The organism is Streptomyces sp. NPDC092296 (genome assembly GCF_044755465.1).
Classification (GTDB): Bacteria; Actinomycetota; Actinomycetes; order Streptomycetales; family Streptomycetaceae; genus Peterkaempfera.
This window is the reverse complement of record NZ_JBIVRB010000005.1, coordinates 218,571-239,309: the sequence shown is the minus strand read 5'-3', so window position 1 is coordinate 239,309 and position 20,739 is coordinate 218,571. Positions and strand designations below refer to the sequence as shown.

At 75.1% G+C, this 20,739-nt stretch carries 19 protein-coding genes and 1 pseudogene; 10 read left to right on the top strand and 10 right to left on the bottom strand.

Features of this window, described 5'->3' with window-relative positions; translation table 11 throughout:
• Nucleotides 1-55: 55 nt before the first annotated feature.
• From ACIQGZ_RS16005 to ACIQGZ_RS15965, 9 genes are all read left to right on the top strand, one after another.
• The gene (locus ACIQGZ_RS16005) at nt 56-1,516 is read left to right on the top strand and encodes a prenyltransferase/squalene oxidase repeat-containing protein (protein ID WP_402602264.1); all 1,461 of its coding nucleotides are present in this window, start codon (nt 56-58) and stop codon (nt 1,514-1,516) included.
• Nucleotides 1,513-2,187: an SCO2322 family protein gene (locus ACIQGZ_RS16000; protein WP_402602263.1), complete on the top strand. Its 675-nt coding sequence runs from the start codon at nt 1,513-1,515 to the stop codon at nt 2,185-2,187. The genes ACIQGZ_RS16005 and ACIQGZ_RS16000 overlap by 4 nt, the downstream gene beginning before the upstream one ends.
• Nucleotides 2,188-2,259: 72 nt before the next feature.
• Nucleotides 2,260-3,435 carry an energy-coupling factor transporter transmembrane component T gene (locus ACIQGZ_RS15995; RefSeq protein WP_402602262.1) on the top strand — a complete coding sequence of 392 codons (1,176 nt, stop codon included), beginning with the start codon at nt 2,260-2,262 and terminating at the stop codon, nt 3,433-3,435.
• The gene (locus ACIQGZ_RS15990) at nt 3,432-5,066 is read left to right on the top strand and encodes an ABC transporter ATP-binding protein (protein WP_402602261.1); all 1,635 of its coding nucleotides are present in this window, start codon (nt 3,432-3,434) and stop codon (nt 5,064-5,066) included. The genes ACIQGZ_RS15995 and ACIQGZ_RS15990 overlap by 4 nt, the downstream gene beginning before the upstream one ends.
• Entirely contained in the window at nt 5,063-6,046 is a 984-nt protein-coding gene (locus ACIQGZ_RS15985) for an ECF transporter S component (RefSeq protein WP_402602260.1), read from the top strand. Before ACIQGZ_RS15990 ends, ACIQGZ_RS15985 begins: the two co-directional genes overlap by 4 nt.
• 409 nt (nt 6,047-6,455) lie before the next feature.
• Nucleotides 6,456-7,049 (top strand): hypothetical protein, encoded by a 594-nt coding sequence (locus ACIQGZ_RS15980; protein WP_402602259.1) that lies wholly within the window; start codon nt 6,456-6,458, stop codon nt 7,047-7,049.
• Nucleotides 7,050-7,068: 19 nt separating this feature from the next.
• The gene (locus ACIQGZ_RS15975; protein ID WP_402602258.1) at nt 7,069-7,695 is read left to right on the top strand and encodes a hypothetical protein; all 627 of its coding nucleotides are present in this window, start codon (nt 7,069-7,071) and stop codon (nt 7,693-7,695) included.
• 147 nt (nt 7,696-7,842) lie between these two features.
• Nucleotides 7,843-9,402 (top strand): MFS transporter, encoded by a 1,560-nt coding sequence (locus ACIQGZ_RS15970; RefSeq protein WP_402602257.1) that lies wholly within the window; start codon nt 7,843-7,845, stop codon nt 9,400-9,402.
• Nucleotides 9,399-10,019, top strand: a complete 621-nt coding sequence (locus tag ACIQGZ_RS15965; protein WP_402602256.1) for a TetR family transcriptional regulator — start codon at nt 9,399-9,401, stop codon at nt 10,017-10,019. The genes ACIQGZ_RS15970 and ACIQGZ_RS15965 overlap by 4 nt, the downstream gene beginning before the upstream one ends.
• Nucleotides 10,020-10,107: 88 nt before the next feature.
• On the opposite strand, the gene ACIQGZ_RS15960 is transcribed toward ACIQGZ_RS15965, so the two are convergent.
• From ACIQGZ_RS15960 to ACIQGZ_RS15940, 5 genes and pseudogenes are all read right to left on the bottom strand, one after another.
• Nucleotides 10,108-10,437, bottom strand: coding sequence for an antibiotic biosynthesis monooxygenase family protein (locus ACIQGZ_RS15960; protein ID WP_402602255.1), 330 nt, complete (start codon nt 10,435-10,437; stop codon nt 10,108-10,110).
• 142 nt (nt 10,438-10,579) lie between these two features.
• Nucleotides 10,580-10,891: pseudogene (locus ACIQGZ_RS15955) on the bottom strand (GNAT family N-acetyltransferase); the annotation flags it as partial.
• A gap of 77 nt (nt 10,892-10,968) precedes the next feature.
• Complete coding sequence (locus ACIQGZ_RS15950; RefSeq protein WP_402602253.1) at nt 10,969-11,817, bottom strand: helix-turn-helix domain-containing protein; 849 nt, start codon at nt 11,815-11,817, stop codon at nt 10,969-10,971.
• Nucleotides 11,814-11,969: a DUF6879 family protein gene (locus ACIQGZ_RS15945; protein WP_402602252.1), complete on the bottom strand. Its 156-nt coding sequence runs from the start codon at nt 11,967-11,969 to the stop codon at nt 11,814-11,816. The genes ACIQGZ_RS15950 and ACIQGZ_RS15945 overlap by 4 nt, the downstream gene beginning before the upstream one ends.
• A gap of 195 nt (nt 11,970-12,164) precedes the next feature.
• A complete protein-coding gene (locus ACIQGZ_RS15940; protein WP_402602251.1) occupies nt 12,165-13,253 on the bottom strand; it encodes a CaiB/BaiF CoA transferase family protein in 1,089 nt (362 codons plus the stop codon).
• A 262-nt stretch (nt 13,254-13,515) separates the two neighbouring features.
• Between ACIQGZ_RS15940 and ACIQGZ_RS15935 the strand changes: the two genes are divergently transcribed.
• A complete protein-coding gene (locus ACIQGZ_RS15935; RefSeq protein ID WP_402602250.1) occupies nt 13,516-13,932 on the top strand; it encodes an organic hydroperoxide resistance protein in 417 nt (138 codons plus the stop codon).
• A 94-nt stretch (nt 13,933-14,026) separates the two neighbouring features.
• Here ACIQGZ_RS15935 and hemL read toward each other — a convergent pair whose 3' ends face one another.
• The 5 genes from hemL to ACIQGZ_RS15910 form a co-directional block, all read right to left on the bottom strand.
• On the bottom strand, nt 14,027-15,334 hold the full coding sequence (hemL, locus tag ACIQGZ_RS15930) for a glutamate-1-semialdehyde 2,1-aminomutase (RefSeq protein ID WP_402602249.1): 1,308 nt from the start codon (nt 15,332-15,334) through the stop codon (nt 14,027-14,029).
• A 133-nt stretch (nt 15,335-15,467) separates the two neighbouring features.
• Nucleotides 15,468-17,510, bottom strand: a complete 2,043-nt coding sequence (locus ACIQGZ_RS15925) for an acetate--CoA ligase family protein (protein ID WP_402602247.1) — start codon at nt 17,508-17,510, stop codon at nt 15,468-15,470.
• Nucleotides 17,507-18,820, bottom strand: coding sequence for a glutamyl-tRNA reductase (gene hemA, locus ACIQGZ_RS15920; RefSeq protein WP_402602246.1), 1,314 nt, complete (start codon nt 18,818-18,820; stop codon nt 17,507-17,509). The genes ACIQGZ_RS15925 and hemA overlap by 4 nt, the downstream gene beginning before the upstream one ends.
• Before the next feature lie 54 nt (nt 18,821-18,874).
• The gene (gene hemB, locus ACIQGZ_RS15915; RefSeq protein ID WP_402602383.1) at nt 18,875-19,903 is read right to left on the bottom strand and encodes a porphobilinogen synthase; all 1,029 of its coding nucleotides are present in this window, start codon (nt 19,901-19,903) and stop codon (nt 18,875-18,877) included.
• A gap of 5 nt (nt 19,904-19,908) precedes the next feature.
• Nucleotides 19,909-20,718 (bottom strand): aspartate/glutamate racemase family protein, encoded by an 810-nt coding sequence (locus tag ACIQGZ_RS15910; RefSeq protein WP_402602245.1) that lies wholly within the window; start codon nt 20,716-20,718, stop codon nt 19,909-19,911.
• Between the last annotated feature and the right edge of the window lie 21 nt (nt 20,719-20,739).

Sequence of the window (20,739 nt, the reverse complement as noted above, 5' to 3'; positions counted from 1 at the left end):
CACCCGTGCGGCGCGCAGGGCCCCCGGGAGCCCGCCCCGGCGGCAGCCGAGGCCGGTGGACGCGACCCTCCCGGGCAGCCGCGTGCCCGTACGCCCGCACATCGAAAGGCCACACCTCATGCTCTCCGCCGCCGCCCGCGCGGGCGCCGTGCTCGCCTCCGCCGCGCTGCTCGTCGGCACCGCCGCCGCCCCGGCCCTGGCCGACTCCGCCGCCCCGGCGGACAGCCCGTCACCGGTGGCCGTACCGGCCGGCCTGTACGGCAAGGCCGACCCGACGTACGACGGCGTCTGGCGGCAGTCCCTGGCGCTGCTCGCCCTGCACACCGCCAAGGTGACGCCGTCCGGCCAGGCGGTCGACTGGCTCACCGGGCAGCAGTGCGACGACGGCGGCTGGCCGTCGTTCCGCGCCGACACCGCCGCCGAGTGCACCGCCGCCACCGAGGACAGCAACGCCACCGCGATGGCGGTGCAGGCCCTGGTGGCCCTGGGCGGCCACGGCGCGGCGGTCGACGACGGCCTGAGCTGGCTGAAGCACCACCAGAACGCGGACGGCGGCTGGTCCTACAACCCCGGCGGCGCCAGCGACGCCAACTCCACCGGGCTGGCGATCAACGCCCTGGTCGCCGCCGGTGCCGACCCGGCCAAGGTGGTCAAGCACGGCCACAGCGGCTACGACGGCCTCGCCTCCTTCCAGTTGGGCTGCAACGCGCCCGCCGCGCAGCGCGGCGGCTTCGCGTACCAGCCGGACCGCGCCGGGGCGCTGATCGCCGACGACCTCGCCTCCGCACAGGCCGCCCTGGCGGCGGCCGGCGGCGCCCTGCCGGTGACCGCCGACAGCCGCAAGGAGCAGCCCGCCGCCGCGCCCAGCTGCGCCAAGGGCGCCGACGACACCGTCCCGCGCGGGCAGTCGGCGGACGCGGTCGCGCACTACCTGGCGCAGCGGCTCGCCGCCGGCAAGCAGCGGCTGATGCAGACGCTGCCCGGCGCGGACCCGGCCCCCGACTTCAACGCCACCTCCTGGGCCGTGCTCGGCCTGATCGCGGCCGGCCACCCGGACCAGGCCGCCGACGCCGCCGACTGGCTGGCCGGCAACAGCTACGGCTGGATGCAGGGCCAGCAGGGCACCAGCCCGTCCGCCGCCGCGACGCTGGTGCTGGTCGCGCGGGCCACCGGTCTGGACCCGTACAACTTCGGCGGCAGCAACGCCGTGCAGCTGCTGATGAACTCCGGTCCGGCCCCGGCCGCCACCCCGTCGGCCGCGGCCTCCGCCGTCGCGGCGGCGCCGGACGGCACGCTGGCGCCGGGGTCCTCGGTGTCCGGCGCGGACGAGGACGAGAACGGCGGCTTCTCGGCGGTGTGGCTGGTGGCCCTCGGGCTGCTGGCCGTCGCCGGTGGCGTGGCCTACCTCGCCATCGGCCGGGGGAAGCGCGCGGCGGGCCCGGCCGGTCCGGGCACGCGGGGTCCGGCCGGGGACGGGCCGGGCCAGGACGGCGCGGCCCCCGGCGAGGACCGGTGAGCCCGGCGGCCACCCCGGCCGCCCGCCGCGCGCTGCGCGCGCTGCTGCCGGTGCTGCTCGCCGCGCTGGCGCTGCCGCTGCTGGCCGCCGCTCCGGCGCGGGCGACCGGCTACCGCTACTGGTCGTTCTGGGAGTGGTCGGCCGGTGCCTGGACGTACCAGCAGCAAGGCCCTGCCGTGTACCGGCCGCAGGACGGCGGGGTGGACGGCTGGCGGTTCGCGGTGAGCCCGGACGGCGGCAGCGACGCCGCCCGGCCGGGCGCCACCGGTGACTTCGCCGCGATCTGCGCCGCCACCCCGGCCCAGGCCGGGCGGAAGCGGGTCGCGGTGGTGCTGGACTTCGGCACCCCGGCCGACGCCCCGTCCGGCGGGCGGCCGCCGGCCCGGCGGACCGTCTGCGCGGTGGTGCCCACCGACGCCAACAGCGCCGAGGTGCTGGCCGCCACCGTGCCGCCGCTGCGGTACGACGGCAGCGGGGTGCTGTGCGCCATCGCCGGCTACCCGGAGTCCGGCTGCGGCGAGGTGGTCGACGCCGCCGCCCCCGCGTCCGCCGCCCCCGCCGCCGGGAAGAGCGGCAGCGGCCCGGCGCTGGGCGCGGCGGCGGGCGGCGCGGTCGTCGTACTGATCGCGGTCGGCGCCGTCCTCCAGACCCGCCGCCGGCGCCGGCCCTGACCGGCCGTACGTCCGCCCCCGTACCGCAGCCGCACCCCCGCACCCCCGCACCCCCGCACCAGGAATCGCCCCGTGACCGCAGCCCCCGCCCCCCGCCCCCGCCGGACGACCCGTCCGGCGGCCGGGCCGCGCCTGCTGCACCCCGGCGCCTGGTGGCTCTGGGCGCTGGGCCTGGCCACCGCCGCCTCCCGCACCACCAACCCGCTGCTGCTGCTCCTGGTCGCCGCCGTCGCCGGGTACGTGGTGGCCGCGCGGCGCGGCAGCGCGCCCTGGTCGCGCTCCTACGGCGCCTTCCTGAAGCTGGGTCTGCTGGTGCTCGCCATCCGGCTGGTCTTCGCGGTCTTCCTGGGCTCCCCGATCCCGGGCACCCGGGTGCTGTTCACCCTGCCGGAGATCCCGCTGCCCGGCTGGGCGCAGGGGGTGCGGCTCGGCGGCCGGGTCACCGCGGAGGCGCTGCTGTTCGCGCTGTACGACGGGCTGAAGCTCGCCGCGCTGCTGGTCTGCGTCGGCGCCGCCAACGCGCTGGCCAGCCCGGCGCGGCTGCTGCGGGCACTGCCCGGGGCGCTGTACGAGGCCGGGGTGGCGGTGGTGGTGGCGCTGACCTTCGCGCCCAACCTGGTCGCGGACGTGCAGCGGCTGCGGGCCGCCCGGCGGCTGCGCGGCCGCTCGGACAAGGGGATGCGGGCGCTGCTCAGCGTGGGCATCCCGGTACTCGAAGGCGCGCTGGAGCGGTCCGTCGGCCTGGCCGCCGCGATGGACACCCGGGGCTTCGGCCGCACCGCCGACGTACCCCCGGCCGTCCGCCGCACCACCGCCGCGCTCACCCTCACCGGCCTGGCGGGCGTCTGCGTCGCGGTGTACGGGCTGCTCACCGACGGCGGCACCGTCTGGGCGCTGCCGCTGCTCGCCGCCGGGGTCTGCGCCGCCGCCGGGGGGCTGCTGCTGGGCGGGCGGCGGGCGCTGCGCACCCGGTACCGGCCGGACCCGTGGGCGGTACGGGAGTGGCTGACCGCCGGGTCCGGCATCGCGGTGGCGGCGCTGACGGTCTGGCTGTCCACCCGCGACCCGGCCGCGTTCCACCCGCAGGCCGTACCGATCTCCAGGCCCGCGCTGCCGCTGCTGCCCGGTGCGGCGGTGCTGCTCGGCCTGCTGCCCGCGCTGGCCGCACCCGTACCGCCGCGCCCGGCGGGGGCGGACCGGGCGGTCCCCGGGCCGCGCGCCGCCGAACGGAAGGAAGCCCACCGGTGATCACCTTCGAGCAGGTCTCCGTCCGCTATGCCGACACGGCGCGGCCCGCGCTGGCCGGGGTGGACCTGCACATCCCCGAGGGCGAGCTGTGCCTGCTGGTCGGGCCGTCCGGCGCCGGGAAGTCCACCCTGCTGGGGGCGGTCAGCGGGCTGGTCCCGCACTTCACCGGCGGCGTACTGGCCGGCCGGGTCACCGTCGCCGGGCGCGACACCCGCACCCACCGGCCCCGCGAACTGGCCGACGTGGTCGGCACGGTGGGCCAGGACCCGCAGGCGCACTTCGTCACCGACACCGTGGAGGACGAGCTCGCGTACGGCATGGAGTCGCTGGGCACGGCGCCGGAGGTGATGCGCCGCCGGGTCGAGGAGACCCTCGACCTGCTGGGCCTCACCGAGCTGCGCGACCGGCCGCTCGCCACGCTCTCCGGCGGCCAGCAGCAGCGGGTGGCGATCGGCTCGGTGCTGACCGCGCAGCCCAGGGTGCTGGTGCTGGACGAGCCGACCTCCGCGCTGGACCCGGGCGCCGCCGAAGAGGTGCTGGCGGTGCTCCAGCGGCTGGTCCACGACCTGGGCACCACCGTGCTGCTGGCCGAGCACCGGTTGGAACGGGTGGTGCAGTACGCGGACCAGGTGGTGCTGCTGCCCGGCCCCGGGCTGGCGCCGGTGGCGGGCGACCCGGCCGCCGTACTGGCCGACTCGCCGGTCTTCCCGCCGGTGGTCGGCCTGGGCCGGGCCGCCGGGTGGTCGCCGCCGCCGCTGTCGGTGCGGGACGCCCGGCGGCGGGCGGCCCCGCTGCGCGACCGGCTGGCCGGGCTGGCACCCGGGCCGCGCGGCGCGGCGGCCGGTCCCGGCGCCGCTCCGGCCGCTGCCGAGCTGCGCGGCCTCACCGTGCGGCGCGGCCCGGTCACCGCGCTGCGCGGCGTCGACCTGGCGCTGCACACCGGCTCGGTCACCGCGCTGATGGGCCGCAACGGCGCCGGGAAGTCCACCCTGCTGGGCAGCCTGGTGGGGCTGCACGCGCCCGCCGCCGGGACCGTACGGGTCACCGGGCTGACCCCGCACCGCACCCGGCCCGCGCAGCTGGTCCGGCAGGTCGGCCTCGTCCCGCAGGACCCCCGCGACCTGCTGTACTGCGACACCGTGGCCGCCGAGTGCGCCGCCGCCGACCGCGACGCCGCCGCGCCGCCCGGCAGCTGCCGCGCCCTGGTGGAGCGGCTGCTGCCCGACCTGCCGGACGGCAGCCACCCGCGCGACCTCTCCGAGGGCCAGCGGCTCACCCTGGCGCTGGCCGTGGTGCTGACCGCCCGGCCGTCGCTGATCCTGCTGGACGAACCGACCCGGGGGCTGGACTACGCCGCCAAGGACCGGCTGGTAAGCATCCTGCGCGAGCTGGCCGCCGACGGTCCGTGCGCCGTACTGCTGGCCACCCATGACGTGGAGCTGGCCGCCGAACTGGCCGACCGCACGGTCATCCTGGCCGATGGCGAGATCGTCGCGGACGGCCCCACCGCCGAGGTCGTCACCTCCTCGCCCATCTTCGCGCCGCAGGTCGCCAAGGTGCTGGGGCCCGGCCCCTGGCTGACGGTCAGTCAGGTACGGGACGTGCTGGCGCTCCCCGGGAGCCCGGCATGAGCACCCCCGCCGCCGACCGGCTCACCCTGGCCCGCCCCGTACCGCTGGCCCGCCCCGTACCGTTGGGCCGCCGCTCGGCCGCCGCCCTGCTGCTCACCTCCGCCGCCGGTGTCGCCGCCTTCGGCTGGCCGCTGCTCGCCTCCCCCGGCGCCGACCTGGTCGGCCACTCCGCCGACGCGCCCTGGCTGTTCGCGGCGCTGCTGCCGCTGCTGCTCGCGGTGGTGGTCGCCCAGATCGCGGAGGGGCGCAGCGCGTCCGGCGGCGAGGCGGGCATGGACGCCAAGTCGGTGGCGCTGCTCGGCGTACTGGCCGCCGCCGGGGCCGCGCTGCGGCCGCTGGGGGCGGGCACCGCCGGGATCGAGCCGATGTTCTTCCTGATGGTGCTCGCCGGGCGGGTGCTGGGGCCGGGCTTCGGCTTCGTGCTGGGGGCGGTGTCGATGTTCGCGTCCGGGCTGCTCACCGGCGGGGTCGGGCCGTGGCTGCCGTTCCAGATGCTGGCCATGGGCTGGGTCTGCACCGGCGCGGGCCTGCTCCCGGGCGCCGCCGGGCTGCGCGGGCGCCGCGAACTGGTCCTGCTCGCGGGGTACGGGGCCGGCGCCTCGCTGCTGTACGGGACGGTGATGAACCTCCAGGGCTGGCCGTACCTCGGCGGGATGAGCAGCTCGGTCTCCTTCGTCCCCGGCGACGCCCTCCCGGCCAACCTGGGCCGCTTCGCCGCCTACTGCCTGGCCACCTCCCTGGGCTGGGATCTCCCCCGCGCGGCCGTCACCGTCGTGCTCTGCCTCACCCTGGGCACCCCCGTGCTCCGCGCGCTGCGCCGCGCCACCCGCCGCGCCGCCTTCACCGCCCCGGTCGCCTTCACCCCGCCCACCCCCGCCCCGGCAGCGGACCCACCACCGCCCCGGCCCGGCAACCAACCCGCCCACACCGCCCGCACACCCACCACCCCCGAACCCACAGCACCACCACCACGTCCCTGACCAGCAGCCCCACACCGACGAGCACCCCGAACACCCCCGAACCCACAGCACCACCACCACATCCCTGACCAGCAGCCCCCACCACCGAGCCGGCCCGCGCGAGGTCCCGCAGCCCGGTTCCGGCGCCGGGAGGGACCGACGCCCTGTCGCGCCGGCCCGCCGGTACGAAGACCACCCCGTCCCCGGTCTCCCTCAGGCGCCGTGCGTCCGCCGCCACCGCCGGGACGGTTCGGGCCACAGCTGCCCGGCCCGGCGTCGCGGTGCGGGGTGCCGCGTTTGCGGGCGGCGTTTGGGGCAAGCCGCTTGGTGAGCCGGTCACCCACGGTCAACTCGGAGGCTGCCCGCCAGGGTTGGACCGGCGCGCACATCCCGCTGAGCGGCAGCCTCCCCATCCCGCAGGAGGCCAGCCATGTCCACAGGCGCGATCACCGTAGTCGTCGTGGTCGCCGTGATCGTCGTCGCCGCCGTCGTGGCGGCGGTGCTCCGGCCGCAGTTGCGCAGCCGCCGCCTCAAGCGGCGCTTCGGCCCGGAGTACGACCGGGCGGTCACAGAGCACGGCTCCACCGGGGCCGCCGAACAGGACCTCCTGGACCGGCTGCGCCGCCACCGCGACCTCGACGTGCGGCCGCTCTCGGCCGAGGCCAGGGAGCGCTACCAGGCCGACTGGACCGGCGTACAGCAGGAGTTCGTGGACGCCCCGCAGCAGGCGCTGGTGGACGCCGACCGGCTGATCGGCCAGGTGATGCGCGACCGGGGCTATCCGTCCGACGAGCACGACGACACGCTCGCCGCCCTCTCCGTCGACCACGCCCGCACCCTCCAGCACTACCGGCAGGCGCACGACGTGGCCCGCCGCGCCCAGGAGGGCACGGCCACCACCGAGGAGCTGCGCGACGCCGTCGTCAACGCCCGCGAACTGTTCGCGGAGCTGGTCGGCGCCCCCTCGGGCACCGGCCGGGACACCGCCGCCGACGGGCGGTCCCACCCCACCACCCGTTCCTGACAGTGGAGGAGCAGTACGCATGGGAGAGCACAGGTTCACCGCACGCGGCGAGGAGCTGCTGCGCCACGGACGCAACCGCGGCGACGACCGGCAGCGGGACCGGCTCCAGGATCAGGACCCGGCCCGCGACCCGGACCAGGACGCCTTCGGCCCCCCGGAGCACCCGATGACCGCCCCCGGCGAGCCGCCCCGCGAGCCCGCCGCCGCCCGCACCGCCGACCGGTCCGCCGCCGCCGCCCCGCGCCCCGACCACACCGACCACCCCGACCGCACCGACCACCCCGACCACCCCGACCGCACCCCGGCCGGCGGCCCCACCACCCCGAGCGCCGCCGGGGCCCGCCCCGTGCCCGCCGACGGTGAGCAGCACCTGCTGCCCGACAGCAGCGCCGACCGGTTCCAGTCCCGCTGGCAGGACATCCTGGCCGGCTTCGTGGACGGCCCCAAGCACGCCGTGGAGGAGGCCGACCAGCTGCTCGACCAGGTGGCCACCCTGATCACCGACGGCCTGGCGGAGCGCCGCCGCGCGCTGCGCGACGGCTGGCAGGGCGATGGCTGGCAGGGCGACGGCGACACCCGGACCGAGGAGCTGCGGGTGACCCTCCAGCAGTACCGCGGCCTGGTCACCCACCTGCTCAAGACCTGACCTGGCGTCAACCCGGCGAGGCCCTGTGCACCCAGCGGAGTGCACAGGGCCTCGCCGTACCCGGGTGAGGGTCGAGCATCTATTGACAGTCGGCCATCTTTTGACGGTTACTGTCTCTGTCAGCCCGACCCGCCGGGAGGCCACGCCGTGACGACGCCCGCCCTCGCCCGCTCCCCCCGCCGCTGGTGGGCCCTGGTCGCGCTGACGCTCAGCGTGCTGATCACCGGCCTGGACGGCACGATCATCAACGTCGCCTTACCGACCCTGGCCAGGGAACTCGGCGCCGACAGCGCGCAGTTGCAGTGGATCGGCGGCGGCTATCTGCTCGCCCTCTCCGTGACGATGCTCCCCATCGGCCTGCTGGGCGACCGCTACGGCCACAAGCGGCTGCTGAGCAGCGGTACGGCCCTGTTCGGCGTGGCCTCGGTCGCCGGCGCGCTGGTCGGCTCCACCGGCGCGGTGATCGCGGTCCGGGCGGCCCTCGGGGTCGGCGCGGCGATGATCATGCCGCTCTCCATGGCGATCATGCCCCGGATCTTCGCCCCGGAGGAGCTGCCCAAGGCCATAGCCACCTGGACGGCGGCCACCGCCGTGGGCCTGCCGGCCGGGCCGGTGGTCGGCGGCTGGCTGCTGGACCACTTCTGGTGGGGCTCGATCTTCCTGTTCAACGTCCCGGTCGCCGCCCTGGCCCTGGTCGCCTGCCTCTGGCTGCTGCCGCGCGACCCGGCGCGCGACCGGGCGCGTACGCCGTTCGACGCGCTGGGCACGGTGCTGAGCGCCGTCGGCATCACCTCGCTGGTCTACGGGACCATCCTGGTGCCGCGCCAGGGCTGGGGCAGCCCGCCGGTGCTGACCACACTGGTCGCGGGCGCCGCCCTGCTCGCCCTCTTCGTACGGCGCCAGCGCGGCCACGCCCACCCGCTGGTCGACCTGGGCCTCTTCGCCGACCGCCGGTTCCGCTGGGGGACGCTGATCGCGGTCTTCGTCAACTTCGCCGTGATGGGTGTGCTGTTCGTCGTACCGCAGTACCTGGAGGCGGTGCTCGGCAACGACGCCTTCGGCACCGGGCTGCGGGTGCTGCCGCTGATCGGCGGCCTGATGACGGCCGCCGCGCTCAGCGAGGCCCTGCTGCCCAGGCTCGGCTTCCGGGTCGTCATCCCGGTCGGCCTGGCGGTCCTCGCCACCGGGGCGCTGCTCGGCGCCCGGACCGGCAGCGGCGACGGATACGGGTCCGCCGTCGTCTGGCTCGGCCTGTGCGGGCTCGGCTTCGGGCTCGCCGTGGTGCCCTCGACCAGCCTGGTGATGTCCTCGCTGCCCGCCGACAGTCCCGGCGCGGGCACCAGCCTGCTGGAGACCGTGCAGCAGGTCGGCGGCGTCCTCGGGGTCGCCGGGCTCGGCAGCCTGCTCAGCGCCGGCTACCTCGCCCGGCTCACGGTGACCGGCCTACCGGCCCCGGCCGCCGAAGCCGCCCGCGACTCGGTGTCGGCGGCCGACACCGTCGCCGGGCAGTTGCACGCCCCCGGGCTGCTGGCGTCCGCGCACGGCGCGTTCATCCACGGCATGACCCTGGTCCTGCTGGTCTGCGGCCTGATCTCGCTGCTCGCCGCCGCCTTCGCGGCCGTCCGGCTGCCCGGCCGGACCAAGGACACCGAGCCGGCCCGCGAAATGGCCGTACAACTGCCCGAACCCGGAGAATCACCGGCATGAGTGCTCCGGAGACCCCGACCGCGCCCCGCATACCGGCCCTCAGCCTGCGCGAGCGCAAGAAGCTGCGGACCCGGCAGGACATCCGGCGCGCGGCCTACCGCCTCTTCACCGAGCAGGGCTACGAGGCGACCACCGTCGACCGGATCTCCGACGCGGCCGAGGTCTCCCCCAGCACCTTCTTCCGCTACTTCCCCACCAAGGAGGACGTGGTCCTCTCCGACGAGTACGACCCGATGCTCGCCGAAGCGCTCCGCGCCCGCCCGGCCGACGAACCCATCGTGGACGCCATCCGCCACGCCCTCACCGACTCATTCGGCCGCCTGCTCGCCGCCGACCGCGACGACCTGCTGCTCAGAACCCGTCTCGTCCTCACCGACCCGGTCCTGCGCGCCCGCTCGATGGACGACCAACTGCGCAGCCAGGACGCCATCTCCGCCCTGATCGTCGAACGCACCGGCCGCGCCCCCGACGACCTGGAGGTCCACTGCGCCTCCGCCGCCATCATCGCCGTCTTCACCGCCGTCGTACGCCACTGGGTCCAGCGCGACGGCACCGAAGACCTCGCCGCCCTCTACGACCGCAACCTCACCCTCCTCGCCCAGGGCCTCCGCTTCTGACCCCCCGTCCGGGTGGCGCCACCCGGACGGCCGCGAGGCCCCGCGCGCCCTCGGGGAGGGTGCGCGGGGCCTCGCAGGACGGGGGTGGTCAGGCCTTGGGGCCGGCGGACTGGACGACCTCGAAGGACCAGAGGGTGGAGCCGGAGGCGGCCGGGCGCTGCTGCTGACCGCCCTCACCACCACCGCCACCCCGGTGGGCGGCCTGCATCGGCCCCTGCATCCACGCCTGGAAGTCCTCCTCGCGACGCCACCTGGTGTAGACCAGGTACTGGTCGGTTCCCTCCACCGGGCGCAGCAGCTCGAACCACTCGAACCCGTCCGACCCCTCCACCGCCCCGGCCCGCGACGCGAACCGCTGCTCCAGCACCTCCCGCTGCTCAGCCGGAACGGTCAGCACATTGATCTTCACAACGCTCATGGCACCCCTTCGAAACGCCTGGTCGGCCCGATCAGCGGCCCGACCCCGAAAGCACAGCCTACGAACCCCGCCCCGCCACCCCCGCCAAGGGGCATCCGCGCCACGCTTCCCCCCTTCTACCGGCCTGGCCGGTTCCCCCCGGTCACTGCTCAAGGCCGCCCGGGGACCTGACGACGTACCGTACGAATCCATCGGCGGAACCGGTGCTCCTGAACCCCGCTTTCACCAGCACCCGGCCGGAAGCCTCGTTGCCCACCCGGTGCCTGGCCCGGACGAGCGGCACGCGGAGCGAGGCGAAGGCGAAATCGAGCAACTGCACCGCCGCGCCACTGGCGTGGCCGCGCCCCCAGCGGTCCGCGCGCAGGATGTAGCCCAGTCGGCCGCCGCCGTCGGCCAGACACAGCTTGACGATGCCCACCAGGTCGCCGTCCACATCGATGCCGAGGACGTACCGATCACGGGGCTGTTGGTGCCGGAGTCATCACCGTGCCGCAGGCGGGAAGCACAGGCGAGCCGATTTCTGATGATTTCTCAGGTCCACTGCTCCGCCGCCGCCGTCAGAAGTCGGCGCGCGTCACCGTCGTACAGAGCGCTGGGCGCCAGGAGGTCGAAGACGCGGCGGTACTGGGCGACCTCTTCGGGGAGGCTCAGTCGCAGTTCGGCACTGACGACCTCCACGATCACCTGGTGGTTGTCGAAGATCCAGAATCCGTGCACGGGCGAGACCGGGATGCGCTTGCGCAGCGGGACGATGCCCAGCCGTACGGCGGGCAGGGTGGTGGCGGAGACGAGCCGGTCCAGTTGCGCCCGCATCACGTCGGCCGGCGCCAGCCCGTACAGCAGCGCGGCTTCGGTCAGCAGGATGTGCCAGCGCCTGCGGCCGGGAGAGTAGAGAACGTCCTGCCGGGCGAGGCGTGCGGCCACGGCCGCCTCGGTGTCCCTGGTGCTCTCGTTCAGTTGGGCGTGCTCCCGGAACCGGGCAGCCGCGTAGTCCGCGGTCTGGAACAGTCCGGGAATCCAGCAGGGCTCGAAGGCCCGGATGGTCTCGGCGGCGGCCTCCGTCTCGGCCCAGGAGCGCTGGACGACCGCGTGGCCCTGCTTCAGCTGCCGCCGCCACGCCGCGTACCGGCTGTCGAGGTCGCGGAGGAGGACGAGCAGTTCATCGGCCGCCTGCGGCGCTCCGCAGGCGGCCGTCCAGGCTCGGATGTCGTCGGCAGTCGGCGCCTGGCGGCCGAGCTGGATCTTCGAGACCTTGCTCGGCGGCCAGTCCAGGAGCCCGGCGAGCGTCCTCCCGTCGATCCCGGCGTCGGCCCGGACGGTGCGAAGGCGTCCGCCGAGTTCTTGCCTCGCCTCGTGGACGCCCTGGTGTGCCGTGCTCAACGCGCTGGGTTCTCCTTGACGAAATCCCGGTACGGTACGGCGCCATGGAAAGCGGCGTCGAGCCAGCGGGCGTGCTCCACGACGACGGCGGGCTCGGTGACGACCTCCGCCCCGAGCAACTGGCCCGCTTCCGCCCCACTGTTGGTACCCACGAACCGGAGGCGCATGCCGTGTTCCCTTCTGCCGAAATTTCTCGAAGTTTCTTATCAGCTGGAGGAAATTTGTAGCCGCAATCCGGCCAGACTTCGGCCGACCGGTGGCAGTCGCCCGGATCACGCCGCCGGTGAGGCCCCCGCCGCGCGGGCGGCGGGGCGGGGGCCCGTGTGTGGCGGGTGCGGGGGGGGGTGTCAGTGGGGGGCGGGGGCCGTCCACTCGGTGAGGATCTCGGCGGTGTGCCGGCCGGGGACGGGGGCCGGGCGGCGGATCTCGGTGGGGGTGCGGTCGAAGCGCGGGGCGGGGGACGGCTGGGGCAGGCCGGCCACGTCGGTGTAGGCGCGGCGGCCGTGCAGCGCGGGGTGCTCGGCGGCCTCGGCCACGGTCAGGACCGGTACGACACAGGCGTCCAGCCCGTCGAAGGTCTTGATCCAGTGCTCGCTCTCCCGTTCGAGGAAGACCTCGGCCAGCAGCCGCTGCAACTGCGGCCAGGCCGCCGGGTCCGCACGGTCGGGCAACGGCCGGTCGGCGAGGCCGAGACCGGTGAGCAGGGCGGTCCAGAAGCGCGGCTCGATCGCCGCGACGGCCAGGTGCCTGCCGTCCTTGCAGGCGTAGGTGGTGTAGAAGGGCGCGTCGGTGACGGTGTGGTTCCCCGGGGCGCGTCGCCACTGGCGGATCATCACGGTGAGCAGCGCCGCGCCGTCCACCATCGCGGCGTCGACGGTCTGGCCGAGTCCGGAGGAGGCGCGTTCGGTGAGCGCGGCCAGCACGCCGAGCACCTGGAGCATGCCGCCGCCCGCGAAGCTCGACAGATAGGTGGAGGGCGGCAGCGGCGCCGCGCCGGGGGCGCGGTCCGCGTCCAGGGCGCCGGCCATGGCCAGGAAGGTGAGGTCGTGGCCCGGCCGCTCGGCCCACGGCCCCTGCTGGCCCCAGCCGGTCACCCGGGCGTACACCAGGCGGGGGTTGCGCTCACGCAGGACGTCGGGGCCGAGGCCGAGCCGTTCGCAGCCGCCGGGGCGCAGACCTTCGAGGAAGACGTCGGCCCGGTCCAGGAGGCCGAGCAGGGTGTCCCGGTCGGCGGGGTCCTTGAGGTCCAGGGCGGCGGAGCGCTTGCCACGGGCCAGCGGGTCGGCGGGCGGCGGGGCGTCGGCGGCCGGTGCGGTGTGCTGCGGACGGTCGATGCGCACCACGTCGGCGCCCAGGTCTGCGAGGAGGGCGCCGGCGAAGGCGCAGGGCGCGGTGCTGGCGAGCTCGATGACTCGGATGCCGTCCAAGGGCCCCATGACATGCCTTCCGTCGGTCTGTCTCCGCCGTCGGCGACGGCGGCTCTGGTGGCTTCCCCCGGGGATTTCCGGGGGTGAGGGAATTCTGTCAGCGGGTCGATCGAAACGGCCTTCGGAATTCCGTAGCGCGCTGGGTGAATCCGGTGGGGTGCTTCGGACCTCCGAAGGGGGTGCATCGGTTTCCGATACGGATTGCGCCGCACTCTGATTGGGTGGTGGAGGGCTGTTCCACGCCTCGTCATCAATGGGAGGGATATCAGTGATGGGTGTTCTCTACACCGCCGAGGCGGCGTCAAGCGGTGATGGCCGGTCGGGTTCGGTGCATTCCTCCGACGGCGTGCTGTCGCTTGCGCTGACCCCGCCGAAGGAGCTCGGTGGGGCGGGCACGGGCGCCAATCCGGAGCAGTTGTTCGCGGCCGGCTACGCGGCCTGCTTCCACAGCGCGCTGCGGCTGGCGGCGCGCGAGCGCGGGGTGCGGCTGGCCGGTGACGTGGTGACGGCCCGGGTCCATCTGGAGCGGGACGGCTCGGGGTACGGGATCAGCGCCGACCTGGAGGTGAGCCTGCCGGGGCTGGACCGGGAGACGGGGGTGGCGCTGGCCGAGGCGGCGCACGGGCGCTGCCCGTACTCCCGGGCGGTGCGCGGCAACGTCCGGGTGGGGGTGCGGGTGCTGCCATGACGGCCGGCCGGCCCGGGTCGGCGGTTCGGGCGGTACGACGCGGCGGCGGCCGCACCCCGGTCCGGGGTGCGGCCGCCGCCGCGTGCTGGGGCTGCTACGGACGGGCCTGGGCGGCGGCGCGGGCCGCCCGGGGCAGGGCCGCGACGATCCGGTCCACCGCCCGCGCGTCATGCGAGGCGGAGACGAACCACGCCTCGAACGGGGACGGCGGCAGGTAGACGCCCTGCTCCAGCATGGCGTGGAAGAAGGCGGTGTACCGGAAGGACTCGGAGGCCTTCACACCGTCGAAGTCGATGACCTCCCGGTCGCTGAAGAAGACCGAGAACATGGTGCCGGAGTACTGCAACCGGTGGGCCACCCCGGCCGTGGAGAGCGCCTTGGAGACCTCGGTGCCGATGGTGTCGGCGGCCTGGGTCAGCCGGGTGTACACCTCGTCGGTGCACTGCCGGAGGGTGGCGAGGCCGGCGGCGGTGGCCACCGGGTTCCCGGAGAGGGTGCCCGCCTGGTAGACGGGGCCGTTGGGGGCGAGCTGGTCCATCACATCGGCCCGGCCGCCGAACGCCGCCGCCGGGAAGCCGCCGCCCATGACCTTGCCGAAGGTCAGCAGGTCGGGTGTGACGCCGTCGCGCCCGTACCAGCCGGCGCGGCTCGCCCGGAAGCCGGTCATCACCTCGTCCGAGACGAACAGCGCACCGTGCCGCCGGCAGAGGTCCTTCAGGCCGGCGTTGAAGCCGGGCAGCGGCGGCACCGCGCCCATGTTGCCGGGCGCGGCCTCGGTGATGACGCAGGCGATCTCGTCTCCGTACGCGGCGAACGCCCGCTCGACGGCCGCCAGGTCGTTGTACGGCAGGACGATGGTGTCGCCGGTCTGGGCTCCGGTGACGCCGGGGGTGTCCGGCAGGCCGAGGGTGACCAGGCCGGAGCCGGCCGAGGCGAGCAGCGCGTCGACGTGCCCGTGGTAGCAGCCGGCGAACTTGACCACCCGGTTGCGGCCGGTGAAGCCCCGGGCCAGCCGGACGGCCGACATGGTGGCCTCGGTGCCGGAGTTGACCAGGCGGACCCGCTCGACCGGCTCGACCCGGGAGACGATCTCCTCGGCGAGGGCGATCTCCCCCTCGGTCGGGGTGCCGAAGGAGGTGCCGTGCTCCATGGCCGTGCGGACGGCCTCCAGGACGGCCGGGTGGCGGTGCCCGAGGATCATCGGCCCCCAGGAGCAGATCAGGTCGACGTACTCCTTGCCGTCGACGTCGGTGAGGTACGGGCCGTCGGCGGAGGCCATGAAGACCGGACTGCCGCCGACCGAGCCGAAGGCGCGCACGGGCGAGTTCACCCCGCCGGGGATGACGGCGGCCGCGCGCTCGAAGAGCCGGGGAGAGGTCGCGGTCGGGCTTACAGCGGACATCGCGCTGCCTTTCGTGTCTGTCGGGTCGGGTCGGTGGACCGGAATGCGGGAGCGCTGGGGGCGCGTGGGCGCCCGGTGGGGAGCGGGTGCCCGGTGGCGGCCCGGTGCGGGCCGCCACTGGACGAGGGGCCGGTCAGCCGGTGGCGGTGTACGCCGCGTCCAGGACGACGACGCCCTGCGGCAGGACCCGCACCGGGTTGAGGTCGAGCTCGAAGCCGTCCGGCCAGCCGGCGGCCAGCGCGGCGACCCGCTCCAGCAGTTCGGCCAGGGCCGCGGTGTCCGAAGCGGCCGCGCCCCGGGCGCCGGTGAGCAGCGCGGCGCCCTTCAGCTCGGCGATCATCTGCTCGGCCTCGCCGGGCGCCAGCGGCAGCAGGCGGTGACCGGCGTCGGCCAGGATCTCGGTGAAGACGCCGCCCAGGCCGACGGTCAGCACCGGGCCGAGCGCGCTGCCGCGCATCCCGACGATGACCTCGACGCCGTCCGGTGCCTCCTCCTCGACCAGCACGTCCCCGCCCAGGGCGCGCAGCGCGTCGTACGCCTCGGCGGCCCCCTCCTCGGTGACGCCCAGCCGGACGCCGCCGGCCTCGGTCTTGTGCAGCAGGCCGGGGACGACGGCCTTGAGCACCGCCCGGCCGCCGACCTCGCGCACCGCCGCCGCGGCGTCCCGGCGGTCCTGGGCCAGCCGGCCGGCCGGCACCCGTACGCCCGCGTCGGAGAGCAGGCGCTTCAGCTCCGGCTCGGTGGCGCCCGAGGCGGGGGCCGGGACGGCGCCCGGTCCGGCCGCGACGGGCGCGAGCGGCGTCCGGGGGCGGCTGACCTGCCACAGCGCGCCGGCGGCGCGCAGCGCGCGGGCGGGGGTGGGGTACTCGGGGAGTTGGGCCTCGCGCAGCATCGCGGGGGCGTCGGGGGCCAGGAAGTCGGCGCCGGTCCGGGCCACCAGGATCGGCTTTCCGCCCTTGCGGGCGGCCTTCCCGAGGCTGGTGACGGCCTTCTGGACGTCGGTGCTGGCCATGACGCAGAAGCAGGCGATGATGATGTCCACCGTGTCGTCGGCGATCAGCACGTCCAGCGACCGGTCGAACAGGGTGGGGTCGCTGAGCACCATGGCGGTGATGTCGACCGGGTTGTCCACCGCGCCGAAGGCGGGGACGATCTCGGCCAGCGCCGCCTTGCTCTCCGGGGTGAGGTCGCTGAGTTCCAGTCCCCGTTCCTCGACCGCGTCGGCGGCCAGGATGCCGGAGCCGCCCGAGGTGGTGACGACCGCGACCCTCGGGCCGCGCGGACGCAGCGGGAACTCGAACGCGTGGGCCACGTCGAGCAGTTCGTCGATGTCGTCGACCCGGGCGATGCCCAGTCGGCGCAGCGCGGCGTCCAGCACCCGGTCGTCGGTGGCCAGCGCCCCGGTGTGCGAGGCGGCGGCGCGGCCGCCGGCCTCGGTGCGGCCGGACTTGAGCAGTGCGACCGGTTTGCCGGACTCGCTGATGCTCTTCAGCGCCTCGATGTCCGGTGCGTCCTCCAGATAGCCGAGCAGGCCGTGGCACTCGGGTTCGCGGGCCAGTTCCTGAAGCACCTCCAGCACGGTGACGTCGGCGTCGTTGCCGGTGCTGACGACCCAGCCGGGACGCAGGCCGCGCTGCAGGGCGAGGCTGGCGGCGCCGAACCCCAGGGCGCCGCTCTGGCTGACGAAGGCCAGCGAGCCGGGTTCGAACGGGACGTCGTCGGCGCCGAACAGCGGGCTGAAGGTCGCCAGGACGCGGCTGTTGTAGGCGACGGCGCCGATGCAGTTCGGTCCGATCAGGCGCAGCCCGCCCGCTCGGGCGGCGGCCACCACATCGGCTTGCAGGGCGGCGCCCTCGGGGCCGGTCTCGGCGAAGCCGGAGGAGGCGATGACGGCCAGCGGCACGCCCGCGGCGACGCAGTCGTCCACGGCACCGGCGACCCGCTCGGCGGAGACCATGATCAGTGCCAGGTCGACCGGGCTGGGTGCGTCGCGCAGGCTGGGGTAGGCCGGGACGCCGAGGATCTCGGTGGCCCGGGGGTTGACGGGCAGGATGCGGCCCTTGTAGCCGTAGCGCAGTAAGTAGTCCATGGGCTTGCGGCCCAGGGCTCCCGGCCGTTCGGTGGCGCCGATGACGGCGATCGAGTCGGCCTCCCAGAGCTGGGATATGGCGCTCATACCATGACCTCCTGGGCGTCCGAGGCGCGGTTCTCGGGGGCGAAGAGTTTGCCGAGGGCGTCGACGTAGACGGCGCCGTCGGGTGCGCCGGCCAGCTGGCGGACGCGCACGGTGGGCAGGTGGAGCATCTTGTCGACGATGCGCCGGACGCTCTGGCTGATCTCGGCCTGGGTGCGGTCGTCGACGGTGTCCAGGCGCTTGGTCAGGCGGGCCAGCTCGGCGGTGGTGGCCTCCTGGGCGGTGGCGCGCATGGTGGCGAGGATCGGTGTGGCGCGGGCGACCCGCCGGGTGGCGGCGAAGCTCTCGACCTCGGCGTCCACGATCTCGTGCGCGGTGGCGACGCTGGCCACGGAGAGCTCGTCGCCGCTGCCGTCCTGGGCGATGCGCTGGAGGTCGACCAGGACGGCGCCGGGGACCTCCGCGACGGCCGGATCGATGTTGCGCGGCAGCGAGAGGTCCAGCAGATACAGCTCCCGGCCGCCGCGCAGGGCCATGGCCCGCTCCACCTCGGGTCGGCCGACCAGCGGTTCGGTGGCGGCGGTGCAGCTGACCACCACGTCCACCTCGGTGAGCAGCCGGGGCACCTCCTCCAGGGAGTAGCCGGTGCCGCCGGCGGTCTCGGCGAGCCGCTGCGCCTTGTCGGGGGTGCGGTTGGCCAGGTGGACGGTCTCCAGGCCGGACCTGCGCAGTGCGGCCAGGACCACGCCGCCGAACGAGCCGGCGCCGATGACCAGGGCGGTCTTGCCCGCGAGGGAGCCGACCAGCCGTTCGAAGAAGGCCAGTCCGGCGGTGGCCAGCGACCGGCCGGCCTCGTTGAGGCCGGTCTCGTTGCGGGCCCGCTTGCCGACCCGCAGCGCGGTCTGGAACGCCTGGTTGAGGCCCTTGTTGCTGCTCCCGGCGCGCTGGGAGCGCTCCAGGGCCTCCTTCAGCTGGCCGAGGATCTGGTCCTCGCCGAGGACCACGGAGTCCAGTCCGGAGGCGACCTGGAAGAGGTGGCGCAGTGCGTGCCGGCCGGTGTGCGCGTAGTGGTAGGGCGTGATCTCGGCGGGGCTGACGCCGGTGTGCTCGGCGAGCATCGCGGCCAGGGCCCCGGCGTCGGCGGAGGGCGCCGCCTCGACGTAGACCTCCATGCGGTTGCAGGTGGAGAGCACGGCGGCGGCGGCGAAGCCCTCGGTGGCCGAGATCCGGCTGACCAGGTCGTCAAGGGGTTCGGGGGCCTCGTAGAGCCGCTCCAGGAGGTGGAGCGGTGCGGTGGCGTGGCTGATGCCGAGCACCAGCAGATCGGGGTCGGGTACGGTCGTTGGTTCCACGGTCGTGATACCTCACTGTCGGGAAAGGGCGGGTCGCGGTGGGCGCGGCGGTGGTCAGAGCGCCAGGCGCGGGGCGAACTCGGTGGCCCAGTAGCTGATGATCATGGAGGCGCCGGCCCGGTGGATCGAGGTGAGCGCCTCGACCACGGACTCGTCGCGGTCGATCCAGCCGCGCGCGGCGGCGGCCTCGATCATGGAGTACTCGCCGGAGACCTGGTACGCGGCGATCGGCACGTCCACGTGGTCGGCGACCATCCGCAGGATGTCGAGGTACGGCAGCGCCGGCTTGACCATCACCATGTCGGCGCCCTCGGCCAGGTCCAGGTCGACCTCGCGCAGCGACTCGCGGATGTTGCCGGGGAACTGCTGGTACGTCTTGCGGTTGCCGCGCAGCGAGGACTCGACCGCGTCCCGGAACGGGCCGTAGAAGTGCGAGGCGTACTTGGCGGAGTAGCCGAGGATGGCGACGGTCTGGTGGCCGGCCGCGTCCAGGGCGGCCCGGATGTGGGCGACCTGGCCGTCCATCATGCCGCTGGGGGCGACGATGTGGGCGCCCGCGTCGGCCTGGACGACGGCGGCGTCGGCGTAGAGGCGGATGCTGGCGTCGTTGTCCACGTCGCCGTCGGCGCCGAGCACGCCGGTGTGGCCGTGGTCGGTGTACTCGTCCAGGTTGATGTCGCCGATGACGACGGTGCTGTCACCGACCTCGGCGATCACGTCGCGCAGGCCGGTCTGGAGCACGCCCTGCGGGTCCAGGGCGCCGCTGCCGGTCGGGTCCTTGTGCTGCGGGATGCCGAACAGCATCAGTCCGCCGACGCCGGCCGCGACGGCCTCGGCCGCCGCCTTGCGCAGGGTGTCGCGGGTGTGCTGGAACACGCCCGGCATCGAGGGGATCTCCTTGGGCTCGCTGATGCCCTCGCGCAGGAACAGCGGCATGATCAGGTTGTTCGCGCTGACCTGGGTCTCGGCGGTCAGCCGGCGCAGGGCGGGGGTGCGGCGCAGCCGGCGGGGCCGGTGCAGCGGGAGGCCGGGGGTGCCGGGCGCGGAGACGGCGGCGGCGGAGGTGTTGAGGTTGGGGATCACGGCGGTCACGCTCCAGTCAGGGTCGAGCCGATGAAGACCTTTTCGAGGTGCTGGGTGGTCTCCAGGTCCGGGCGGCCGTGCCAGTAGCCGGCCCCGGACCGGGAGAAGATCTGTAGGTGGCGCAGGTTGTCGGAGAGCTCGGCGAACTTGACGGCCAGTCCGGCGGGGTCGACCACCGGCAGTCCGCCCAGCTCCCGGACGCCCAGGTGCCAGAGGATCTCGTTGGGGATGCCCTCGGCCGGGACGATGACCTCCGCGCCGGCCCGGCGGGCGCGTTCGGCGGCCTCGGAGTACACCGTCATGAACTGGTCGAAGTCGCCGTCCAGGGACCGGTGGACGCCGTCCCAGCCGCCGGGGACGACCTCGTACGCGGCGAGCGCGGAGTCCAGGCCGTAGCGGGTGATGTTGGCCCGGATCGGCTCCTGGAGCAGCGGCATGAAGCCGAGCAGGCCGAAGCGCTGGCCGGTCATCGCGGAGAGGAAGAACGCCGTCTCGCCGTAGCCCAGGGTGGGGATGGCGGCCAGGTGGCGGGCGTCGCGCAGGCCGGGGTCCTGGCCGGCGGCGGTGATCCAGGCGTCGTAGCCCGCCCGCTCGGCGCGGACCGCCGAGTGGGCGAAGTACTCGCTGAACAGGACCTGGGCCGAGTGGTGTCCGACCAGGCCGAACGGGGTGTCGCCTCGGTAGGTGTCGGCGGGCAGGGTCCTGACGTCGATGACGGTACCGGGGCTCGCGATGGCGTCCAGGTGCTCGCGGTACCACTGGTCGAGCAGCGGGAGCCGCCCTTCGACGGTGTGTTTGTGGAACCAGATCCGCATGTCGTGCCGCCCTTCGGGTGG